Genomic DNA, 16,035 nt, shown 5'->3' with positions numbered 1-16,035 from the left:
GGACCTATTCGAACCGCGCGACCGTTCAACGGCCGTCCGAATCCAGCCGCTCTGCTGTGAACTACGAACAACCGTCTTCGAGCCGACCCCGACGCCCTCCCGGGGTTTGTCGGCAAAACTCTTATATACTAGAAGCGCTTACATTGGGTTAGTTACAGCATGACTCTCGAGCAATTCACCAAAGACGAGGGGCAGGTAGCCCGTCGATACGAGTACGGCGACGAGACCGTGTTAGCCGTCGACTTCGGGGCAGAACACGCGTCGGCTTCGGTCGACACCGTCGACGGCACGGTCATCGTCGTCGTCGACGACGACCAGTACGAGTTCGAACTCCCCGTGGGTGCAGACGACGCGCACACGTTTATCAAAAACGGGGTCCTGACTGTCGAAGTGGAGGGCGATCTATGAAACTCACCGTTAAACCACTGAAACAGAAGGACGCCGGCCGCGGACTCGCCGCGATCGACCGCGTCTCGATGCGCGAGCTCGACCTCGAGAACGGCGACTACATCGTAATCGAGGGCGCGGGCGACAGCCAGGCCGTCGCGCGCGTCTGGCCCGGCTACCCGGAGGACGAGGGACGGGGGATCATCCGAATCGACGGCCGTCTCCGCCAGGAGGCCGACGTCGGGATCGACGACAACGTCAGCGTCGAGCCCGCCGACGTCAACCCCGCCAAGTCGGTCACGGTCGCGCTGCCCCAGAACCTCCGCATTCGCGGAGACATCGGGCCGCTCGTCCGCGACAAGCTGTCCGGACAGGCCGTCACCGAGGGCCAGACGGTGCCGTTCTCGCTCTCGTTCGGCCCGATGGCCAGCTCCGGCCAGTCGGTGCCGCTGAAGATCGCGAGCACCTCGCCGTCGGGCACCGTCGTCATCACGGACTCGACGAACATCGAGATCTCCGAGACGCCCGCCGAGCAGGTGAGTTCGGGTAGCGGCGCCTCCACCGAGGGGGTCCCGAACGTCACCTACGAGGACATCGGCGGCTTAGACAACGAGCTCGACCAGGTTCGCGAGATGATCGAGCTGCCGATGCGCCACCCCGAGCTGTTCCAGCAGCTCGGCATCGAGCCGCCGAAGGGCGTCCTGCTGCACGGCCCGCCGGGCACCGGGAAGACCCTGATGGCCAAGGCCGTCGCCAACGAGATTGACGCCCACTTCGAGACGATCTCCGGCCCGGAGATCATGTCGAAGTACTACGGTGAGAGCGAGGAGCAACTCCGCGAGGTCTTCGAAGAGGCCGAGGAGAACGCCCCCGCAATCATCTTCATCGACGAACTCGACTCGATCGCCGCCAAGCGCGAAGACGCCGGCGGCGACGTCGAACGGCGCGTCGTCGCACAACTGCTCAGCCTGATGGACGGGCTCGAGGAGCGCGGTCGCGTCACCGTCATCGCGGCGACCAACCGCATCGACGACATCGACCCCGCGCTCCGACGTGGCGGCCGATTCGACCGCGAGATCGAGATCGGCGTCCCGGACAAGGACGGCCGCAAGGAGATCCTGCAGGTCCACACCCGCGGGATGCCCCTCCAGGAGTCGATCGACCTCGACCAGTACGCCGAGAACACCCACGGCTTCGTCGGGGCCGACTTAGAGAGCCTCGCCCGCGAGGGCGCGATGAACGCCCTCCGTCGCATCCGTCCCGACCTCGACTTGGAGGAAGACGAGATCGACGCCGAGGTCTTAGAGACGCTCGAGGTCACCGAGGGCGACTTCAAGGAGGCGCTCAAGGGCATCCAGCCCTCGGCGATGCGCGAGGTCTTCGTCGAGGTACCCGACGTCACCTGGGACGACGTCGGCGGCTTGGAGGATACCAAAGAGCGGCTCCGCGAGAACGTCCAGTGGCCGCTCGACTATCCCGAGGTGTTCGACGAACTCGACATGCAGGCCGCCAAGGGCGTCCTCATGTACGGCCCGCCGGGCACCGGGAAGACGCTGCTCGCCAAAGCGGTCGCCAACGAGGCCCAGTCGAACTTCATCTCGATCAAGGGCCCCGAACTGCTGAACAAGTACGTCGGGGAATCCGAGAAGGGCGTCCGCGAGGTCTTCGAGAAGGCCCGCGCGAACGCCCCGACCGTGATCTTCTTCGACGAGATCGACTCGATCGCGGGCCAGCGCGGCCGCCAGCAGAGCGACTCCGGGGTCGGCGAACGCGTTGTCTCCCAGCTGCTGACCGAACTGGACGGCCTCGAGGAACTCGAGGATGTCGTCGTGATCGCCACGACCAACCGACCGGACCTGATCGACAAGGCCCTGCTCCGTCCCGGACGGCTGGACCGCCACGTCCACGTGCCCGTTCCCGACGAGGAGGCTCGCAAGAAGATCTTCGAGGTCCACACCCGCGACAAGCCCCTGGCCGACGCGGTCGATCTCGACTGGCTCGCCAGCGAGACCGAGGGCTACGTCGGCGCCGACATCGAAGCGGTCACCCGCGAGGCGTCGATGGCCGCCAGCCGCGAGTTCATCAACTCGGTCGACCCCGAGGAGATGGCCGACACCATCGGCAACGTCCGCATCAGCAAGGAGCACTTCGAGCACGCCCTCGAGGAGGTCAACCCGAGCGTGACCCCCGAAACGCGCGAGCAGTACGAGGAGATCGAAGAGCAGTTCGACACCGCCGAACCGGCCCAGGAAGAGGAACAGCTCGGTCGCACCTTCCAGTAAGGGCGACCTCGTAGCGGTCGTCGGTCGCGGTTTTTTTCGTTTTTAGGCCATAACCCGCTCGTTCGATAGCAGAGCGTCCGAAAACCCGCGAGAGAGCGCTGACTGCGGGAGGTTTCGAGACGCTTGCACAGCTAAAAAGTCAGATTAACTACAGGATAGGGGTGTAACCGTTCTCGTTTGAGGCAATTGTATTTCCTGAATCATTTTATTTCCTACATACAGTTATGAGTGGTATTCGTGCTGGCTCGTGTAACTATGTGGAAACGTCGATCCGTGCTGGCGACTGGTGCAGCGCTGTCGATCGGAACCGGACTCGCTTCGGCCGGGGCCGGAGCCTCCGAGGCCGACGTGGACGAGCTTCCGGATCCGGATCGCGATCCGGGACCGAACGAGGACTGGCCGTCACATCGAGGCGGCCCCGGTCACGCCAGGTACGTCGCGGACGGTCACGAGTTCGACGGGGGTGCACTCGAGGCCGCGTGGTCCGTCGAGGGCGCGGGCGCGGATTCCGTCGCCGTCGCCGACGGGACGGTCTACGCGTCGACCGACGACGGCGTCGTCGCGCTCGACGCCGCGGACGGTACCGTCGTCTGGAAGAACGCGGACGTGGACGCGAGCGATCCGTCGGTCGCCGGCGAGAGCGTCTTCTTCACTGGTGACGAAATCGTGGCGCTCGACCGGTCGGACGGAAGCGTCCGCTGGGAGAGCGAGTTCGATCCCGAGGCGAAGATCGTCTGGCAGACGGTCGCCTACGGCGGCGTGTACGTCGTCGTCGACGGCACGCTGTACGCGCTCGAGGCCGACGACGGCTCGGTTCGGTGGGCGAAAGAATCGGTCGGCAGCGACAATGACGAGCACGAGTTCGTTGCGGCGCCCGCCGCGGCAAACGGCGTGATCTACAGCGTCACCGGTGCCGGTCTGATCGCTCTCGAGCCCGAGACCGGTGCCGAAGTCTGGCAAACGGGAACTATCAACTCCCAACCCGATGCCGTCTACGCGACGTCGGAAGCGGTCGCTTACGCCGCCGATGGCTCCGCAGAGTGGCCGTTGTGTGATGCCCAAACAGGCGAGTTTGTAGCCGTCGGTTACGGGTTCCGCGAAATAGCGTTCGGCGAGGAAATCTACGTCGGCGGCGGCAGCGACCACGGGTACGGCGGCAGTTCGATCCGTGGTGACGAATACCGTTGGAGTCTCGACGTTCTGTACACCTACGGGCAAGCCGTCATTAGCGGAGAAACCGTGTTCGCGTATCTCACTCGGAATGGGGGGCCCCCAAATCCCGAGTGGCGGGACTACGACGAAAACCTCGTCGCCCTGAACAAGTACGACGGGTCCGTGAAGTGGGCGCTCTCGACGGACGATGTGCCGGTCGGAACGATCCGTGCGATCAGCGGCGAGACGATCTACGTCGACCACGACGGCGATCTCGTGGCGCTTCGAGAAGAAACCGATACGGACGACCAGTCCGACGAGAGCGACGAGAACGACGACACGGACGGCGGAAATGACGAGGGAGACGGATCCGACGAGGGAGACGATCAGCAGGACGGCGAAGACGACGGCGACGCGGGAGAAGACGACAGCGGCGACGAAGACGAGTGCCCCTGTCCGGACGACGATCCGGCTGACGACGGAACCAGTGGCGACGGAGAGTCCGTCGATGACGGCGATGTCGGGAACGGAACCACCGGAGATGGGGACACCGGAAACGAGACGAACGCTGGAAACGAGACGAACGCTGGAAACGAGACGAACGCTGGAAACGAGACGGCCTCCGAGAACAACACTGACGCCGATAACGTGCCCGGCTTCACGACCGGTGGCGGACTTCTCGGCGGGGCGCTCGGCCTCGAGTGGCTGCGCCGGAAGGCCGGCGCCGACGAATCGACCGATGTGAACGAACCGCCTGAGTAAGGGGGTCTCGGGTTGGGCAAATTAGGACGCGATCACTGAACAAGTATCGAAGTCCTCGCCTTGCCGATTATATTTTCACCGTGTCCGACGACCCAGAGTCCCAGTACTGGGCGTTTACTGGACTTCGAGCGAAGATGAAACAATTCAGCTACTGGCTCGAGTCGGACCGCCCACGACGGCCTCCGTCTCGCACCTGGTCAGTCGTCGGCAGCGGTCGTCGAGTCCGACGACGCCGACTCGCTGCCGGGCGCCGGTCCGACCAGCAGTTTGAGCGCGATCACGGCGCCGAGGAGCGCGATCGCCGCGAGCGTCGCGAACAGCGCCGTCATCGTCGCGTGGTCCAGCAGGAAGCCTCCGAGGGCGATGCTGAGCGAGCCGAGGCCGAACATCCCGAGGTAGGTGTAGCCGTAGGAGAGCCCGCGGGCGTCGGCCGGCGTGTAGACCGCGACGGCCTCCTGGTAGAACGGTTCGATCGCGAACAGCGCGAAGCCCAGGACGGTACAGTACAGCACGATCGACGCGACCCCCATCGCGGACACCGGGACGAACGTGACGGCGATGATCGCGAGGCCGACGAAGACCACCACCAGCCCGCGGGCGACGGGGACGCGGCTGGTCAGTTTTCCGGCGACGTACTGGCCTGCCATCCCCGCGACGAGCAGCGCGACGTAGACGTAGTCGCCCAGCGAGAGTTCCTCGAGCGCGGCCGGCGGTTCGATTCCCGCCATCGCCGGGAGCCCGTTCAGGAGTTCCGGCAGGTAGGTGAGGACGCCCCGGTAGTAGAGGCCGACGACCGTGACGACGGCGAAGACCAGCAGGAAGGAGCCGGTGAACAGCGATCGGGTGTTCGAAACGAACTCGCCCGCGGAGAGCGCGTCGTTCGACCCGTCGGCGACCGACCCGTCGTCGTTCGCGACGGCCGCGGTCGGATCGAACCGGGCCCGGAGCCCGTACAGCGTGGCGAGTGCGCCGGGAACCGCCAGCGCGACGGCGACGACCCGCCAGTCCAGGACGAGCAACAGCGTCGCGGTCGCGAACGGACCGAGCGCTATGCCGACGTTCCCGGCGATGCCGTGCCAGGCGAAGACCGTCCCGCGCTCCTCGACGCCGGTACTGATGAGCGCGAGGCCGGCGGGGTGGTAGACGCTCGCGGTGATCCCCCAGCAGATCAGACTGGCCGCGATGGCGTAGATCGACGTCGCGAGCGCGAGCGTGGCAAAGGAGAGACTCATGCCGACGAGACAAGCCAACACGAGCCGTTTCGGTCCGTAGCGATCGGCGAGCAGTCCGGCCGGCAACGCGCCGATGCCGAACAGCGCGTAGCCGACAGCGACGACCACGCCGGCGGCCGCGATGGAGATCTCGAACGTCTCGAGCCAGACGACCAAAAAGATCGGAATGGCCAGTTCGAACCAGTGGACGGTCGCGTGGGCGAGCATCGCGAAGGCCGCGATCGATCGGTCGTTGTCGTTCAGCGTCATCTCGTCGATCAGTCGATACTGGCCGGTTCGCGTCCGGCTACTTCAGGACTCGGAAACGGGATGCGAACGTGTTTGAGTGTCGATGGGAATTCGGGCTTTAGAAATCGCTCGGTCGATGAGACCGAGACGGAAACTACGGTCTCAGGGCGCGAGTTCGGTCGACGATTCCTCGAGGTCTGCGAGGATTTCCTCGGCGTGGCCCTCTGGCGTCACGTCCTCGTAAACCGCCTCGATGCGGCCGTCGGGGCCGACGACGTAGGTGTTGCGGAAGACGCCGTCGAACGTGTTGCCGAACATTTGCTTCTCGCCGTAGGAGTCGTACAGCGTCGCGACTTCGCCCATCTCGTCGGAGCAGAGGTCGAACGCGAGGTCGTAGTCGTCGGCGAACGACTCGAGGTCCGCGACGGGGTCGTCGCTGATCCCGACGACGTTGACGCCGCGGTCGTCGAAGTCGGGTTTCGCGTCGTTGAACGCGCAGGCTTCGGTGGTACAGCCCTCGGTGTTCGCCCGCGGATAGAAGTAGACGACGAGCCGTTCGCCCTCGAAATCGGAGCGTCGGACAGTCTCGTCGTGCTGGTTGGGCAGTTCGAACTCGGGTGCTTCGTCGCCGACGTCGAGCATGGGGGTGGGTTAGCGACGGCAGATGTATGCGTTGTGGTTTCGGTCGGATTGGGTTCGTACACGAGAAAGATCGAGTACACCGCACCCAGGCCGAGAAATGCTGCGGTGGCGCGCGCTGTCGGTCGGCCGAGCGAAGCGAGGTGCGACCGACGAACCTGCGCGAGGTCTTCGCGAGTTTCACAAGCGAAGGCTTGTCAGAGCTTGCTCTGACTCTGGATGAGTGAGTGAAACGAACGAATCGGCTGGGGAGGGCGTGGCCATCCCTGTTGCCAGAACGAGTGAAACGTTCATTTTCGTCTAGAAACATTTGTGACGAGATCGCGTCCGACGATGCGGCCGTTCACCGTTCGCTTTCCGAGGTATCCACTCCGTTCGCACTTCGCTCTGGTTGGATCACAGATAGCGCGCGTCACTACGTCCGAGCGTATCAGTTTGAACGCTCGAAGAATACGAAATCCAGGAAGCGACGCTTCGTGCCTCGAGTCCGATCGAACGCTATCAGGTTATTCGAGCGGTTCGGCAGCGTCCTGCTCGAGCAGCGGATCGGCGTTCTGTTCGGGGAGGGTGACAATATCGTCGGTCGAGAGAGAGTACTCGCGGTCGTCGACGCCGAGGATCGGGCCGACATCGCGAGTGATCCGGACGGTGACGCGCTCGATGTCGGCGTCGGCGTCAGTACCCGTTGCACCAGCGTCGGAATCGTCCGGTGCAACACCCGCGGGCTCGGCCGGCGGCGCGTCCGAAGGAGCATCGGCCGGCACCGGCGGCGACTCCCCGACCGCTTCGTCGTCGAGATCCGGTCCGTCCCCGCCCATGACGTCCGCGGGGGTCACGCCGCTCGAGTCGCCGGATCCCGATCCGGGGTCAGGAGCGGGCCCGGGATCCGCGGCCGAGCCGTCGTCGGCATCCGCAGGCGGTTCCTGCGGCGGAATCGGCGGCGCGTCGTCACCGCCCGCGTCGGCGGGCGGCGCGTCGTTATCGCCCGCGGTCCCGGGATCGGCCATCGGATCGGCGGCCGTCGGATCCGTTCCGGGCGCGGGACTCGAGTCGCCTTGCGTCGGATCGGCGGCGTCCCGCGGGTCAGCCGGTCCGGTTCCGGCCCCCTCGCTCCCCGTCGGAGCTTCGGTATCGCCCGCGGCGGCCTCGGTGTCGACGCCCTCGAGGACGTCGAGCACGCGGGACTTGTTCGAGCTGATGCGATCGACGAGATCGTCGAAGAGGTCGGCCTCCTCGGCGGTCAGGCCGTCATCGTCGGCCGGCATCCCGGCCGCGGCGAGGCTAGCCTGTTTGACGAGTTTCCCCATCCGGCGCTCGTAGATGGCCTCGACGACATCCTTGGCTGTCTCGATTTCGTCGGTCAGCCGACCGACCTCGGGCGAGGAGAAGGGGTCGTCGCTCTCCTCGGCGACGCGGTCGCGTTCGTCCTCGAGGTCGGCGATGTACTCGCCGACCTCCTGGTAGAACGAGGGGCGCAGATTCTGGAGGCTATCCTTCTGGCGCTCCTTGCTCTGGACCGAACGTAACTCGTCGAGATTCATTCTTTCTGATTCATTCTTTCTCCTTCTCCGCGCGGCCGCGTGCCATCAGAAACACGGCGACGTACTCGGGTAATGACTGGTCACCGTCCGTGACCGTAAAGCTATCTCCTCCGAGTTCGACCTCGCCGGGATCGGTCACGTCGACGGTGATCTCGTGGCCCCGGAAGGTGTCGGGGACGGCGTCGACCAGCGGATCGAACGCGTCGAGTTCGTCGCGCTCGAGGCGCACCGTCTGCAGGCCGCTGCCGCCGTGGAGACTGCCCGGGAGGCGGATCAGTCGGTTGGTGTCGGTCGTGACGGGTTCGTCGATCGGCGCGTTGTCGTCGTCGACCGCGCGCTCGGCGAACCGCTTGGCCAACTGCGAGACCGCCGTGTGGACGGTGACGTTGCCGGCCGCCAGCTGCTCGCGGTTGTTGCGCGCGGCGTTGAGCGTCGCTTCGGCCTTCCCTTTACCGATTCCGTCGAACTCCTGTAAGCGCTCGAGGGCCGCGTTCTCTTCCATCTCGAGGAGCCCGTCGACGTACGCCATCAGGTGGGCGTGCGTGCGTTTACCCCAGCCGCCCTCGATCTCCAGCGTGCGGCGCTCGGTCGGCGTCTTCCGGCCCAGCCCCGCGACGGTCTCGGTCTCGATCAGGTGCTCGTACTCGAGGCCGATGCCGCGAACGTAGTCGACGATTTCCCGGCGGTGTTCCCGGTCTAAGTGCAGGACGTTCTCGTCTCGCACGTGGACGTGGTAGCCGCGGCCGCCGGAGAAGACGATCTCGAGGTCCTCGAAACCGAAATCATCCTCGAGAAAGTCGAGCAGCCGAAACAGGGCGTCCTTACACTTCGCGAGCATCTCCGCGTAGGTGTCCTCGCCGAGGGTGACGCTCGGCAGGTGGTCGGCGTCCAGGTCGAAGACGAGGTCCGCGGACTGCCAGTCCTTGGCGCTCATCGAACTCGCACCGGGGTCCCGAAAGCGGCCCGCTGAGAAGTAGACGTGTCGCGGGCGCTTGCGGACGAGAAACTCCGTGAGGTCGCCTAACTCGAGCAGCGAACGGTGGCGAACCATCGTGGTATCGGGGCCCTCCGTCCACGGGATGAAGCCCCACTCGCGCTCGTTGGCCGCGGGTGGCGGCGTGATCTCCGTGCGTCGGTAGTGGTCGCGAAATCGCCCCCGCAGATACGCCCTCGTTCGCTCCTCCATACGACTCGAGTAGTCGTGGGTGGGGGCGTATAATCTTGCCGAATGTTCGACCCGATGGGAGGGAGTCCCGCGACCGGACGGGATGCGACTCAACTGACGATTGAGATCGCGGTGCGTTCTCAGCGGTGGGAAATCGAGCGTTACTGGACGGTCCTCGAGGAGACGTTCGAAGCTGTCGCTGGCGGTTCGTCGGCGTGTGTTCGTTGCGACCGTCGTCCGAGGACGACGGGACGATATCAGAGCGGAGGATCGATCGATCGCGGTCAGCGCCGCATCAGTTCCGAGATCTTGTCGGCGATGCCGACGTCGGAACCGAGTTTCAGGTAGTAGGCGTCCCCGCCGTCCTCGTAGTAGTCGTCGATGCGTCGTTTGATCTCGAATCCGAGGTGTTCGTAGAACTGGAGGGCGTTCTCGTTGCTCGTTCGAGCGTGACACGTGATGGTTTCGTGGTCCTCCGCGACGCGCGCGATCAGTTGCTTGCCGATCCCCTGCCCCCGCAGGCCCGGCGAAACCGCCAGAAAGAGGATGTACCCGTCGCGACGAACGGCCGCGAAGCCGACCAGTTCGTCCTCCTGGACGTAACAGTGAACCTTGGACCGACGGTACGCGTCAGTAAAGAAGTCGTATCGCTGTTTGAGCACGCCTTCCTGACGGTTGATCTCCTCCTTCAGTTGCCAGGCTTCGTCGACGAAGTCGTCGCTCCCCGGCGCGACGACTCGACTGTCGATATTGACGCTCACTATCTGGGTCTACCATCGTCGCCAATATAATTCCACCGGCAGTCACCGATACGTAACGTCAGACGTCCGTACTATCCGTCAACAATTCTCACTTCCTATCTCGCCCGTCTCCGTAGATCGTGTCCGGGCCGAAGTCATCGTGCGTTCCGATAGAACGCGACCGTCGTCGCTGCGTCCACGACTGTCCTCCGGTTTGCAGCTGAAACCGACGAGCATACCACGCCGCCCGTCCAATCCTCGAGAAGCGATGACCAGAGCGCAGGGCGGACGGTTCGAACTCCGGGATCACACGGCCGACGTCGCGGTCGCGGCCAGCGGCGACGCACTCGAGTCGGTCTTCGCGGCGGTCGCCGACGGGCTGGCGGCCGCCTCCTGCGACGAGATCCCCGCGGAGTCGGGCGACCGATTCTCGCTCTCCGTGACCGCGGAGAACCGCGAGGCCCTGCTGTTCGACTACCTGGACGAACTGATCTATCTCCGGGACGTCCGCGCGGAACTCCCCGTCGATCACCGCGTCGAGACGATCGCGGGTCCGGAACGCGACGGTGAGGGCGACGAGAGCGGCGACTGGCACCTTGAGGCCAGCGCCCGCGGCGTCCCACTGGCCGCGGTCGACGCTCGCGAGATCAAAGCCGTCACCTACTCCGAGATGCGCCTCGAGCGCCGCGGGGACGAAACTGGGGACGGGGACGACGAGGGCTGGGAAGCCTACGTCGTCTTCGATGTCTGATCAGTCGGTGATCGACACCGGACGACCACGGACGGGAGTCGAGCGGGAATCGACCCGGCGACGAGTCTGCCGGGGGACGCATTTTGATCGTGGCAATCGTAGCTTCAGCGATGGACGCTCCCCTGCGTCGACTCCCGACCGGTAGGGTCGTCGGTCAGGCGGCGCTCGTCGCGGCGCTCCTGGTCAGTGCACTCGAGACGGCGCGCACACGAAGAGTACGTCGTCGACGGGGAGCGCGAAGTCACCGTCGCCGAGTTCCTCCGGGAGTCGCTGACGGGTCCCCTCGTCGTCGGACCGCTGCTGGCGGGCGCGCTCGTCCTTCTCGTAGCGGTTGGAGGTTACCTAGTCGTTCGCCCCGTACAGCGAGACGTCACGGCGTTCCGAGCCGCCATGCGGGAGTACACCGCGTACGTGCCCTGGCTGTTGCGGATCTCGATCGGCATCCCGCTGATCGGAGCCGGCTTCGGCGGCTACCTCATCAGTCCCGCGCTCGGCCTCGAGGCGCGACTTCTGCAGGTCGCGCTTGGCTTCCTGTTGCTGTTCGGGATGGCGACGCGGCTCGTCGCCGTGCTCACGCTCGCCGTCTACCTCGGCGGCCTCGCGATCGACTCGATCCTGCTGTTACAACTCGAGTTCGTGCCCGGAACGCTAGCGATCGCGCTGCTCGGCGGCGGGCGACCGAGCGGGGATCACGTCCTCCAGCGGGTCGCCGGCACGCCGGGGACGGTCTACGGTCGATTCGACCCGATCTACGACTGCGCGCGCGAGTTTCAGACGCGGATCGATCCGTACCGCAGATTCCTGCCGACGATCGTCCGCGCGGGTCTCGGCTGCACGTTCATCTCGCTGGGCCTGGGCCAAAAGCTCCTGCGACCCGGTATCGCGCTCGCGGTCGTCGACCGCTACGACTTGACCGCGGTTGTGCCCGTCGGCCCCGAACTGTGGGTCCTCGGCGCGGGCCTGTCGGAAGTCGGTCTCGGACTCGCGCTGGTAGTCGGGTTCTTTACGCGGGCGAGCGCGACGACGGCGATCGGCGTGTTCTCGCTCACGCTCTTTGCGCTGCCCGACGATCCGGTGCTCGCACACGTCAGCCTCTTCGGACTGGCGTCGGCGTTGCTCATCACCGGGAGCGGCCCCTACGCCGTCGACGGGTGGATCGAGGGGTACGGGACCGACGAGGAGGCCGATGCACCGGATGCTGACGTACCGGATGCGGTGTGACCGTGCGGTCGCACGACGGTTTCGGCCGGACGATCCGGCGATGACGGTGGGAACAGCTAGCGATGCCGCCCGGAGAGACGAACACCTTTCATCGATGGGGGCCGATACTCGAGTATGACCACGTTCGACGCCAACGGCATCACGCTCGAGAAAGTGCGTGAGTACGTCTGGGAGATCCCGCAGGAGGGCGACATGCGCGCGCCAGCGCGGGTACTCGCCAGCGAAGCGCTGCTCGAGGAGATCAAGGAGGACAAAACCCTCGAACAGATCACGAACACGACCCACCTCCCCGGCATCACGAACTACGCGATCTGTATGCCCGACGGCCACCAGGGCTACGGCTTCCCGGTCGGCGGAGTGGGTGCACTCGACGCTGAAACCGGCTGTATCTCGCCGGGGGCGGTCGGCTACGACATCAACTGCGGCGTCCGGATGATGCGGACGAACCTGACCTACGACGAGCTACAGGGCCGCGAGGAGGAACTCGTTGACTCGCTGTTTACCAACGTTCCGTCGGGGCTGGGCGGCGGCGGCATCGTCGAGGCCGGCGTCGACACCGTCGAGGAGATCCTCGAGCGCGGCGTCGACTGGGCGCTCGAGCACGGCCACGCCGTCGAGGAGGACCTGCTGCACTGCGAGGACGAGGGGATGCGCGAGGGTGCCGACGCCGAAAAGGTCAGCCAGAAGGCCAAGGACCGCGGGAAGAACCAGATCGGCTCGCTGGGCTCGGGCAACCACTTCCTCGAGGTCCAGCGCGTCACGGACGTCTTCGACGACGAGGTGGGCGCGGCCTACGGCCTCGAAGAGGATCAGATCGTCGTCCTGATCCACTGCGGCTCCCGCGGGCTGGGCCACCAGACGTGTAACGACTACCTGCGCAAGATCGAGAAGCAACACCAGGGGCTGTTGAACCAGCTGCCGGACAAGGAGCTGGCCGCGGCACCTGCGGGCTCGCAACTCGCCGAGGACTACTACGCGGCGATGAACGCGGCGATTAACTTCGCGTGGGTCAACCGTCAGCTGATCATGCACCGCACGCGGCAGGTCTTCGAGCGCGTCTTCGGGCGCTCGTGGGAGGAGATGGACATGCACCTGCTGTACGACGTGGCGCACAACATCGCGAAGAAGGAGTCTCACGAAGTCGACGGCGAACAGCGCGACCTCTACGTCCACCGCAAGGGCGCCACGCGGGCATTCCCCGCGGGCCACCCCGAAGTCCCGACGGCCTACCGCGACGTCGGCCAGCCGGTCATCATCCCCGGCAGCATGGGCGCGGGGAGCTACGTCCTTCGCGGCGGCGAGAACTCCATGGACCTCACCTTCGGCTCGACGGCCCACGGCGCGGGCCGGCTGATGAGCCGTACCCAGGCCAAAAGCGAGTACTGGGGCGGCGACGTCCAGCAGGAACTCGAGGAACAGGACCAGATCTACGTCAAGGCCCAGTCGGGCGCGACGGTCGCCGAGGAGGCCCCGGGCGTCTACAAGGACGTCGACGAGGTCGTCCGCGTCTCAGACGAACTCGGCATCGGCGACAAGGTCGCGCGGACGTTCCCCGTGTGTAACATCAAGGGGTGACGACGGCGCCGAACCGATTTTTCGTTCGATACCGCGTCAGGAGTCGCGGAGCGACTGTCGGGCGATCGAGCGGGCGGTCGAGACGTCGAGTTCGTCGAACGTATCGTCTTCCTCGAGCGTTTCGATGACGGCCTCGACGGGTTCCGTGAACGTGAACATGAGGTGGACGCCGCTCTTGAACCCGCCGCTCGTCCGCTCGCTCTCGAGCACGCCGTACGTGCCCGCCTTGTTGATGTGGCTGTTGACGGTCTCTTGCGTGTACACGTCGCGGTCGGTACGCTGGCAGATCTCCCGGTACAGCGCGTAGACCGCCGGACTCGGGGCGGCCCCGTCGTTGACGTCCGCGACGACCGCGGCGGCGTACAGCGAGAGCTTCTTCTGGAGCGTCATTCCGCCGACCATCTCGAGCACGCGGTTCTTCACGACCGAATCGTTGGCCGCGTGGACGTGTTGCTCCGTGACGACCGTCTCCCCGCTCCGGTTCGCGATTTCGCCCGCGTCGCGAAGCAGGTCGATCGCTCGCCGCGCGTCGCCCTCGTTTTTCGCCCCATACGCGGCGACCAGTTCGATGACGCCGTCCTCGAGCGCGCCCTCTTTGAACGCGTCGCGTCGACGGTTGAGAATCTCGATGAGTTCGGTGGCATCGTAATCGGAGAAGTGAATGCCCGTCGGATTGTACGAACTATCGGTCCTGCTATCGAGGTTTTCGCGGAATTTGGGATGGTTGGTGATCACGACCGTCGAGACGAGGGTGTCGACGTGTTGTTCGGCCATCACGCGGCTCAGACTGTAGAGCAATCGGGAATACGCCGGTTCGTCCTCGCCGACGCGACCGGTGAGCGCGTCGATCTCGTCGAGGATGAACACGAGCGCGTCGAAGTGGCGGTCGACGATTTCGTAGAGCCGAACGTACTTCGCGTCGGTGGAGACGCCCTTCCGCGGAATGTCCCACGCGACGCCGGCCTTTTTGGCGGTCTGGTGCCCGAGCTTCCAGACGGCGCGATCCAGCGAGTGCGACTCCATCGTCTTGAAGTTCACGGCGACAAAGTCGAACGTGATCTCGTTCTGCGTGGCGCGTCCTTTTACCTTCTCGGCGACCGCCTTCACGGTGAGACTCTTCCCGGTGCCGCTCGGACCGTAAAGCAGGAGATCCGGGGGCCGTTCGCCGTCGAGCGTGTCGCGAAACGCGCGTGCTTCGGCCGCGAGCTGTTCGTCGCGGCCGTAGATCCGGTTGTGATCGACGATCGTGTTCGAGTCGACGAGTTGCTTGTTCTCGAAGACGGTTTTCCGTTCGCCGTCGAGGATACTGTCCACGATAGACGAATCGGGAGACTGAGCCGGGCCATCGCCGTCCCCGTCTTCTCGAGCGTTCGATGGCTCGTGGTTCATTATCGACACTGTTCACTACGCTGTAATACCGCTTTCGAAATGAAGGGACCGTGGTCGAAATGAAGGCAGTACGGTCGAAGTGAAGAGTCCGCAGTCGAAATGAAGCCGAGATATCGCCGGTATCGGGATGAGACGGCCACCAGCGAAATGAAGGCACCGTTTTCGAAATGAAGATCGGATGCCGACCGTCGCCGAAATGAAGACACCGTGACCGAAATGAAGCGGAAACAGGACCGTTGTCGAAATGAAGGGACTGTTTTCGAAATGAAGCCAATCCATCGAGTTGGAGGAGCGGCCGGACCGGACCGTTCCCACACCGTAATCGAAATGAAACCGCGAAACGGAGCGCTCGCTGGCCGAGAACCGAGGGGCGTGATCGAAATGAAATCTCGGAAGCCGTGTTTGGAACTAGTGATTTCGACATCATATACCGGATATGGTGCCAGTATCCGGATTCTATCGCCGGATTTCATTTCGACAACGGTGTGTGAGGGTACCTCTTCTAGACTCTCTTCTCTAGCTACTCAATAGAGAGATTTCATTTCGAATACAGTGTGAGGGACGGCCGAAACAGACAAACAGATCTCTCTGAGACGTGTCCGTGACTCGAGGAAGCTATCCGAGAACAGCGACGCGTGACTCGGACGGAACGGGCCGGGACGGAACAGGTCGGGACGGAGCCGTCCCGTTCGCGTCGACGCTACTTTAGCCGATACGGGTTATCATCGTCGCCGTCGTCCTCACGCTCGCTCTCGTAGGGCTTCCGGGCCGTGATCGTCACCGTCGCCTCGGGGTCGTCCTCGTCGGCCCACGGGCTGTCGTAGGCCGAAATCTCGAGGTCGGTCACGTCCCACCCCTCCTCCTCGATGAGTTCGACCAGCCGGCGCTGGTCCTCGAGCATGTCCTCGTCCATACGTCCCCGTTTGTCAGTGGGCCGGGTAGTTCTTCCGCCGAGGTGTCGCCATCGAGGT

General features: G+C 64.7%; 13 protein-coding genes. 6 read left to right on the top strand and 7 right to left on the bottom strand.

The genetic code is table 11. The annotated features are described in order from the left end of the window. Nucleotides 1-159 precede the first annotated feature (159 nt). From EH209_RS03555 to EH209_RS03545, 3 genes are all read left to right on the top strand, one after another. Nucleotides 160-408, top strand: coding sequence for a DUF7127 family protein (locus EH209_RS03555; RefSeq protein ID WP_126661574.1), 249 nt, complete (start codon nucleotides 160-162; stop codon nucleotides 406-408). Next, nucleotides 405-2,669, top strand: a complete 2,265-nt coding sequence (locus EH209_RS03550; protein ID WP_126661573.1) for a CDC48 family AAA ATPase — start codon at nucleotides 405-407, stop codon at nucleotides 2,667-2,669. The genes EH209_RS03555 and EH209_RS03550 overlap by 4 nt, the downstream gene beginning before the upstream one ends. A gap of 255 nt (nucleotides 2,670-2,924) precedes the next feature. Then, on the top strand, nucleotides 2,925-4,583 hold the full coding sequence (locus tag EH209_RS03545; RefSeq protein WP_126661572.1) for an outer membrane protein assembly factor BamB family protein: 1,659 nt from the start codon (nucleotides 2,925-2,927) through the stop codon (nucleotides 4,581-4,583). Nucleotides 4,584-4,780: 197 nt separating this feature from the next. On the opposite strand, the gene EH209_RS03540 is transcribed toward EH209_RS03545, so the two are convergent. The 5 genes from EH209_RS03540 to EH209_RS03520 form a co-directional block, all read right to left on the bottom strand. After that, entirely contained in the window at nucleotides 4,781-6,064 is a 1,284-nt protein-coding gene (locus EH209_RS03540) for an MFS transporter (protein WP_126661571.1), read from the bottom strand. A gap of 141 nt (nucleotides 6,065-6,205) precedes the next feature. Further along, nucleotides 6,206-6,685, bottom strand: coding sequence for a thioredoxin-dependent thiol peroxidase (bcp, locus tag EH209_RS03535; RefSeq protein ID WP_126661570.1), 480 nt, complete (start codon nucleotides 6,683-6,685; stop codon nucleotides 6,206-6,208). A gap of 503 nt (nucleotides 6,686-7,188) precedes the next feature. After that, nucleotides 7,189-8,223 carry a hypothetical protein gene (locus EH209_RS03530; RefSeq protein ID WP_126661569.1) on the bottom strand — a complete coding sequence of 345 codons (1,035 nt, stop codon included), beginning with the start codon at nucleotides 8,221-8,223 and terminating at the stop codon, nucleotides 7,189-7,191. Between the two features lie 10 nt (nucleotides 8,224-8,233). Further along, nucleotides 8,234-9,409, bottom strand: a complete 1,176-nt coding sequence (gene priS, locus EH209_RS03525; RefSeq protein WP_126661568.1) for a DNA primase small subunit PriS — start codon at nucleotides 9,407-9,409, stop codon at nucleotides 8,234-8,236. A 263-nt stretch (nucleotides 9,410-9,672) separates the two neighbouring features. Then, nucleotides 9,673-10,149 carry a GNAT family N-acetyltransferase gene (locus EH209_RS03520; protein WP_126661567.1) on the bottom strand — a complete coding sequence of 159 codons (477 nt, stop codon included), beginning with the start codon at nucleotides 10,147-10,149 and terminating at the stop codon, nucleotides 9,673-9,675. A gap of 247 nt (nucleotides 10,150-10,396) precedes the next feature. Between EH209_RS03520 and EH209_RS03515 the strand changes: the two genes are divergently transcribed. The 3 genes from EH209_RS03515 (at nucleotide 10,397) to EH209_RS03505 (ending at nucleotide 13,675) form a co-directional block, all read left to right on the top strand. Continuing rightward, complete coding sequence (locus EH209_RS03515) at nucleotides 10,397-10,879, top strand: archease (RefSeq protein WP_126661566.1); 483 nt, start codon at nucleotides 10,397-10,399, stop codon at nucleotides 10,877-10,879. A gap of 186 nt (nucleotides 10,880-11,065) precedes the next feature. Further along, nucleotides 11,066-12,100 (top strand): DoxX family protein, encoded by a 1,035-nt coding sequence (locus EH209_RS03510; protein WP_164721989.1) that lies wholly within the window; start codon nucleotides 11,066-11,068, stop codon nucleotides 12,098-12,100. A gap of 114 nt (nucleotides 12,101-12,214) precedes the next feature. Next, nucleotides 12,215-13,675 carry an RtcB family protein gene (locus EH209_RS03505; RefSeq protein WP_126661565.1) on the top strand — a complete coding sequence of 487 codons (1,461 nt, stop codon included), beginning with the start codon at nucleotides 12,215-12,217 and terminating at the stop codon, nucleotides 13,673-13,675. Nucleotides 13,676-13,711: 36 nt separating this feature from the next. On the opposite strand, the gene EH209_RS03500 is transcribed toward EH209_RS03505, so the two are convergent. Next, nucleotides 13,712-15,064: a Cdc6/Cdc18 family protein gene (locus tag EH209_RS03500; protein WP_126661564.1), complete on the bottom strand. Its 1,353-nt coding sequence runs from the start codon at nucleotides 15,062-15,064 to the stop codon at nucleotides 13,712-13,714. A 700-nt stretch (nucleotides 15,065-15,764) separates the two neighbouring features. Then, on the bottom strand, nucleotides 15,765-15,977 hold the full coding sequence (locus EH209_RS03495; protein ID WP_126661563.1) for a hypothetical protein: 213 nt from the start codon (nucleotides 15,975-15,977) through the stop codon (nucleotides 15,765-15,767). Nucleotides 15,978-16,035 lie beyond the last annotated feature (58 nt).

Origin of the sequence: Haloterrigena salifodinae (genome assembly GCF_003977755.1) — an archaeon.
Classification (GTDB): Archaea; Halobacteriota; Halobacteria; order Halobacteriales; family Natrialbaceae; genus Haloterrigena; species Haloterrigena salifodinae.
This window is presented reverse-complemented; position numbering and strand designations above follow the sequence as displayed.